This is a genomic window from Thiohalocapsa sp. (genome assembly GCF_019695415.1).
In the GTDB taxonomy this organism is placed as follows: Bacteria; Pseudomonadota; Gammaproteobacteria; order Chromatiales; family Chromatiaceae; genus Thiohalocapsa.
Genome location: NZ_JAIFKJ010000587.1, coordinates 1 through 6,456, shown reverse-complemented (window position 1 = coordinate 6,456; position 6,456 = coordinate 1). Strand labels below are relative to the sequence as shown.

The window sequence follows — 6,456 nt, the reverse complement described above, 5'->3', positions numbered from 1 at the left end:
CGTGACCGACTACAAGCACACCCTGAACCTCCCGAAGACCGGCTTCCCGATGAAGGCCAACCTGGCCCAGCGGGAGCCGGAGATGCTCAAACGCTGGGAGGCGGACGACGTCTATGGTCAGGTGCGCGCGGCCCGCGCCGGCGCCGAGCGCTTCGTCCTACACGACGGCCCGCCCTATGCCAACGGCGAGATCCACATCGGCCACGCCGTCAACAAGGTGCTTAAGGACATCATCGTCAAGGCGCGCACCCTCGACGGCCTGGATGCGCCCTATGTGCCGGGCTGGGACTGTCATGGCCTGCCCATCGAGCTGCAGGTGGAAAAGAAAAAGGGCAAGCCCGGGCAGAAGATCAGCGCGACCCAGTTCCGCCACGCCTGCCGCGACTATGCCGCACGGCAGGTGGACGGGCAGCGCACGGACTTCAAGCGTTTGGGTGTGCTGGGCGACTGGGACAGGCCGTACCTCACCATGGACTACCGCTTCGAGGCGGACATCGTCCGCTCCCTGGCGCGCATCTTTGAGCGCGGGCACATCCACCAGGGCAGCAAGCCGGTGCACTGGTGCATCGACTGCGGCTCGGCGCTGGCCGAGGCCGAGGTCGAATACGCCGATAAGACCTCCATGGCCATCGATGTGCGCTTCCGGGTGTTGGACGAAGAGGCGCTGTTCGCCCGCTGCCATTCCGTGCCCGATGGCCACGGCGATGGCCCGATGTCGGTGGTCATCTGGACCACGACGCCCTGGACCCTGCCCGCCAACCAAGCAGTCGCCCTGAACCCGGAGCTCGAATACGCACTGGTGCAGACGGACGGTCAGGGGGCGACGGAGCATGGCCGCGAGCGCCTGCTGGTGGCCGAAGGCCTGCTGCGCGACACCATGGACCGCTGGGGCATCGAGCACTACCGCGTCATCGCTTACGGCCGCGGCGATGCCTTCGAAGGCTTGAAGCTCCAGCACCCGTTCTACAATCGCGAGGTGCCCATCATCCTCGGCGAGCATGTCACGCTGGAGGCCGGCACCGGCGCAGTGCACACCGCCCCCGGACACGGCCTGGAGGACTACATCGTCGGCAGCCGCTACAAGCTCGCGGTGGACAATCCGGTGGGCGGCGACGGACGTTTTCTGCCGGACACGCCGATCTTCGCCGGCGAGTCCGTCTGGGATGCCAACGAGCAAGTGGTGGAGACGCTCAAGGCCCGCGGCGCCCTGCTCTTAGGCTCGCGCTTTCAGCACAGCTATCCCCACTGCTGGCGGCACAAGACGCCCATTATCTTCCGCGCCACCCCGCAGTGGTTCATCAGCATGGATCAGGCCGGCCTGCGCGAGGCGGCGCTCGATGAGATTGCCAAGGTGCACTGGATGCCGGATTGGGGCCAGTCCCGCATCGATGCCATGGTGCGCAACCGCCCGGATTGGTGTATCTCGCGTCAGCGCACCTGGGGCGTACCCATTCCGCTCCTCGTGCACAAACAATCGGGCGAGCTTCACCCGCGCAGTGCCGAGCTGATGGAAGCAGTCGCCGAGCGCATCGAGCAGAAGGGCGTCGACGCCTGGTTCGACCTGCACCCGGCGGACCTGCTTGACGAGACCGAAGGCGCTGAATATCACAAGGTGCAGGACACGCTGGATGTCTGGTTCGACTCCGGCGTCACCCACGCTTGCGTGCTGGAGCGCAACGATCCTGAGTCCGGCTGGCCCGGACTCAGCAGCCCGGCGGACCTATACCTGGAGGGATCGGACCAGCACCGCGGCTGGTTCCAGTCGAGCCTGCTTACGTCGGTGGCCATGTACGAGCGCGCACCGTACCGGCAAGTGCTGACCCACGGCTTCACCGTGGACCAGCAGGGGCGCAAGATGTCCAAGTCTCTAGGCAACGTCGTCAAGCCACAGGAGGTCATGAAGACCCTGGGCGCCGACATCATTCGGCTCTGGGTCGCGGCGACGGATTACCGCGGCGAGATGGCCGTCTCCGACGAGATCTTGAAGCGCACCGCCGACGCCTACCGGCGCATCCGCAACACCGCGCGCTTCCTCCTCGCCAATCTGAACGGCTTCGATCCGGCGGCGAACCTGATCGCGCCCGATGCGATGCTGGCGCTCGACCGCTGGGCCGTCGACCGCGCCCACCAGCTCCAGCAGCAGATCGCGGCGGCTTATCAGGGCTACCAGTTCCACCAGATCTACCACCGCCTGCACAACTTCTGCGTGGTGGACATGGGCGGCTTCTACCTGGATGTCATCAAGGACCGCCAATACACCACGCAAGAAGACAGCCTGCCGCGGCGCTCCTGCCAGACGGCCATGTACCACATCGTCGAAGCCATGAGCCGCTGGCTAGCACCCATCTTGAGCTTCACCGCAGATGAAATCTGGCAGCACATCCCGGGCGAGCGCGACCCCCACATCTTTACCGCCGCCTGGTACGGCGGGCTCTTCCCGCTGGATGCTGGCGCCGCGCTGGACAGGGAGGCTTGGGCACAGGTACTGGCGGCGCGCACCGCCGTCGGCAAGCATCTGGAGACAGCGCGCAATGCGGGCGTCATCGGAGCGGCACTGGATGCCGAGGTGGACCTTTACTGCGCGCCAGATCTGGCAGACATCCTCGGCAGACTCGCTGACGAGCTGCGCTTCGTGCTCATCACGTCCGAGGCCCGCCTACACCCGCTGGAGCTGCGACCGGACAGCGCTGCCGACACCGATCTCACCGGCCTCGCTGTGCAGGTGAGTGCCAGCCCGCACGCCAAGTGCACCCGCTGCTGGCACCATCGGCCCGACGTGGGCGCTGATCAGGCGCATCCCGAGCTGTGTGGGCGCTGTGTCGAGAACGTCGCCGGGCAGGGCGAGGTGCGCCGCATCGCCTGAGACAACGCCGATTTATTGGCGTTTACTGTGCAGGCGAGCACGTCCGATTTTGGCCAGGATGGTCAACACATCGGTATCGGTCTCTCCCTGAGCATCGGTCTCTCGCGCCTTGCGACATTGCGGTTGATGCCGCCGTCGACCACTGCTCCGCAGCCTGCCCGCGTCGTCCCGTCGCCTGTGTAACTGCATCCCAAACAGCCACAGTCGTGGCTTTGCGCCCGAAAAAGGCCGGCTTTCCATTATACCGCTCGTCGGATGGATAAACTGATCTAATTGAGAGAGCACTTATATAAGTACATTCTTCGATACCGGCATAGCCAATGGTTTCTACTGAGTCATGCACGGCGAAGCCATGATCGAGGCTGCGTTTCACCCGAGCAGCGCCCCTAATGACCGAACACCAACACTCGAGGAATTGGCAGACATATAAGAAAATACTCAATTAATAAATCCGCCGCATAGGCATGGCAAATGACGGCGATAGGAACAAATGCCGCTCGCCCGCTTGACTCCCTTGCCGCTGTCTATATCCTCCCCCGGCAGTCGATTGGACAAACACCGACAGTCACCGAGTCAAACGCTCGGGAAATCACGCCGAGGCGGCATAAGCACTGGCTGATGATGCCCAGGCCGATGATCGAAGGGATATCGACAAAATCTGGTCACGCCACTCAAAGAGCCAGGCCGCAATCGGCAGACGCCGCATGATGCGATCGGCAGTCTCCTCAAGGATGTCCAAACGAATGCGCCCGACCCCTGGACGGTCGGCCTAACGCCGCAGCCAGGCAGGCAAGCGCGGCGAGTCAGCAAAAACGGCAGCGCCACACGCCTGCCCCAAAAGCCAATCAAAGGTGGAGTGAAGCCAATGTCCGAAGTGAATCAGAAACGCCGCGATTTCCTCGCGTTCAGCGGTAAGGCCGGCGTGGCCACGCTGGTCGCGCAGGCGGCGGGTATCAACCTCGGTATCGTTGATGTCGTCAAAGCGGAGGCCGGCGGCAAGGTCGACCCCTTCCGCTTCGCCATCATCAGTGACGCGCACCTCTACAGCATGGACGATCACAAGTTCGATCAGCAGCTGATCGACGCCGTGAACAAGGTCAACAACATGAATCCGATGCCGGACTTCGTGCTGTTCGGCGGCGACGTGGCCCAGAACGGCACCGAGGACCAGCTGGTCAAGGGGCAAAAGATCCTGTCCGAGCTCAAGATGCCCATGAAGATCATTCCGGGCGAGCATGACTGGTACCTCGACATGGGTGAGGCCTGGCGCGGCCTGTTCGGCGACGAGACCTGGTCGTTCGACCACAAGGGTGTGCACTTCATCGGTCTGAACTCGATCCTGGTGGAGGACTTCTGGACCCCAGCGGGCCTCTCCCCGAAAGAGCGGATGACGGTCATGGAGATGCTCGAGAGCCCGATCCCGGGCCCCTGGGGCGTGCACGAGAAGCAGCTCGAGTGGCTTGCGAAAGACGTGAAGGATCTCGCCCCCAGCACGCCCATCGTCATCTTCACCCACTCACCGCTGTGGGACTACTACCCGCGCTGGAACTTCCAGACCTCGGATGCCCCGGAAATCCGCGAGATCCTGTCGAAGTTCGACAACGTCATGTCCTATCACGGCCATGTCCATCAGACGCTCTACAACCGCATCGGCAATATGTCGTCGGTGGCGGCCATGAGCACCTCCTGGCCCTGGCCTTACCCGCCGGTGGAGCTGGCCTACCCCGAGACCCGCATGAACCGCGCCGACCCGTCCATCGCCACCGACGGGCAGGGTGTGCAGCTCATCGATCTCAGCGAGAGCTTCGAGGGCTTGGTCCAGTACAAGCCCTTCGAGGACTCTCTGACGCCGTTTATGCAGGACGGCTTCAAGGTCTGACGCACGCATCGCCGCGCGCCGGCGGCTGCCCTCGGTGGCTGCCGGCGCAGCTCCCGGCGACGCCGCGCGCACTCATGCCACCGGACGCACGCCACGATACAAGGCCGCCGACAAGCCCCGCCGGGGCAGCTAACAGCGGCCCGCCATACCGAACCTGGAGGAGTCAACCTCAATGAAAACCCGCATCGCCATTCGCCGCGCCCTGGGACTCGGCGGCATCGCCGCCGCCACTGTTGTCGCCAGCACCGTCTTCGCCCGCCCCCCGTTCACCGAGGAAGAGCTGGCGGCGCAGATGGATAGCCTCTACGAGGTCATCCAAGTGGGTTACGACCTCTGGCACGGCAGTGAGCCCAAGATGACCAGCAACGGCCTCGCCTGCGCCAACTGCCATCCGGACACCGCCGCTTCCAACCCGCAGACCTTCCCCAAGTACATGACCATGTACGGCAAGGTCGTGCCCTGGCAGGAGATGGTGAACTGGTGCATCGAGAACCCGCAGCTCGGCGAGCGGTTCGACCCGCAATCCGATGAGATGACGGCCATGAAGGCCTACGCCATGTACCTGCACCGCGGCCTGCCTATCGAGCCTGGTCTCGCGTCCGAGCAGACGGCCGCGGTGCCGGTGGCCTTCGGCACCGGCTTCAAGCGTGAGCCCACGGGTCTCGGTGTCGACACTCGCGAGTACGTGCCCGAGCGTCGCTGATCCCGGCCCCAGAGCCGGCACCAGCAGTGCCGCACGTCGGTGGGAGGGGAGAATCCCTGCCCTCCCACCGGCCCCGATTCGAACATCACCGGCGGCACCCGCCGCGGTTGACGCCATGCGTATTGCCCTTTTTCTGCCGCTGCTGACCGCGCTCACGGTGGCGCCTGCGGCGGTCTTGGCCGAGCAGCGCTGCGATACCAGTCAGCACCCGCTTTCCGCCCCCACCGAGCGCTTCGTCGACAATAGCGACGGCACCGTCACCGACAGCGCATCCGGCCTCATGTGGATGCGATGCGCCCTCGGCCAGGCCTGGAACGGCGAGACCTGTGACGGCGAGGCAAAAGCCTATGCCTGGCCCGCCGCCCAGGCCGCCGCCGACGAGGTCAACGCGAGCGGCGAGCACTTCTTCAACGACTGGCGCGTGCCCGGCCTGCGCGACCTCGCGCTGATCATCGAGCGCGGCTGTGAGGACCCGCGCATCAACCTGTCCGTGTTTCCGAACACGGCGTCAGATTTCTTCTGGACCGCCAGCGCGCGGGAGGACGACCCCGACCAGCGTGTTTATGCGCTGAGCTTCGGCCCTGAGGGCGTAGAGCCCCACGCCCCGAGCCTTGCCCACCACCTGCGCCTGGTCCGGACCGCCAAATGAATAGGCTTTCTGATCCGCGTGCGGGCGCTCCGGCGCCGCTCGATCGGCGCCGCCGCATGCTCGCCCAGACTGCGGCCTGGCTCCCACTCGCAGCCTGTGGCCTGCGACGGGCAGCTGCCGCCGATGTGATGCCGCCCCCCGGCGCTGCAGAGGCCGCACTGGCGGCGCTCGGCGCGGCCACCCCGGCGGGCGCCACAGAAGCGCCGGATCGGGTCCGGTTGACGCTGCCGGACTTCATCGAAGACGGTGCTTCGGTACCCGTCCCGGTGACGAGCCCGCTGCCCGGCCTGGAAGAAATCTACACGTTCGCCGACATGCACCCTCAGCCCCCCGCTTCACACTTTCGCATGGGTCCAGGCCAC

General features: G+C 65.1%; 5 protein-coding genes. All 5 read left to right on the top strand.

Annotation, left to right across the window (positions count from 1 at the left end; all coding sequences use genetic code 11):
• Window position 1: 1 nt before the first annotated feature.
• Complete coding sequence (gene ileS, locus I6U14_RS16110; RefSeq protein ID WP_296900545.1) at window positions 2–2,863, top strand: isoleucine--tRNA ligase; 2,862 nt, start codon at window positions 2–4, stop codon at window positions 2,861–2,863.
• An 865-nt stretch (window positions 2,864–3,728) separates the two neighbouring features.
• Window positions 3,729–4,742, top strand: coding sequence for a metallophosphoesterase (locus tag I6U14_RS16105; protein WP_296900543.1), 1,014 nt, complete (start codon window positions 3,729–3,731; stop codon window positions 4,740–4,742).
• Between the two features lie 172 nt (window positions 4,743–4,914).
• Complete coding sequence (locus tag I6U14_RS16100) at window positions 4,915–5,445, top strand: hypothetical protein (protein WP_296900541.1); 531 nt, start codon at window positions 4,915–4,917, stop codon at window positions 5,443–5,445.
• A gap of 115 nt (window positions 5,446–5,560) precedes the next feature.
• Window positions 5,561–6,094, top strand: a complete 534-nt coding sequence (locus tag I6U14_RS16095) for a DUF1566 domain-containing protein (protein ID WP_296900539.1) — start codon at window positions 5,561–5,563, stop codon at window positions 6,092–6,094.
• Window positions 6,095–6,150: 56 nt separating this feature from the next.
• Window positions 6,151–6,456 (top strand): thiosulfate oxidation carrier protein SoxY (locus I6U14_RS16090; protein WP_296900537.1); only part of this gene is annotated, 306 nt, incomplete at its 3' end.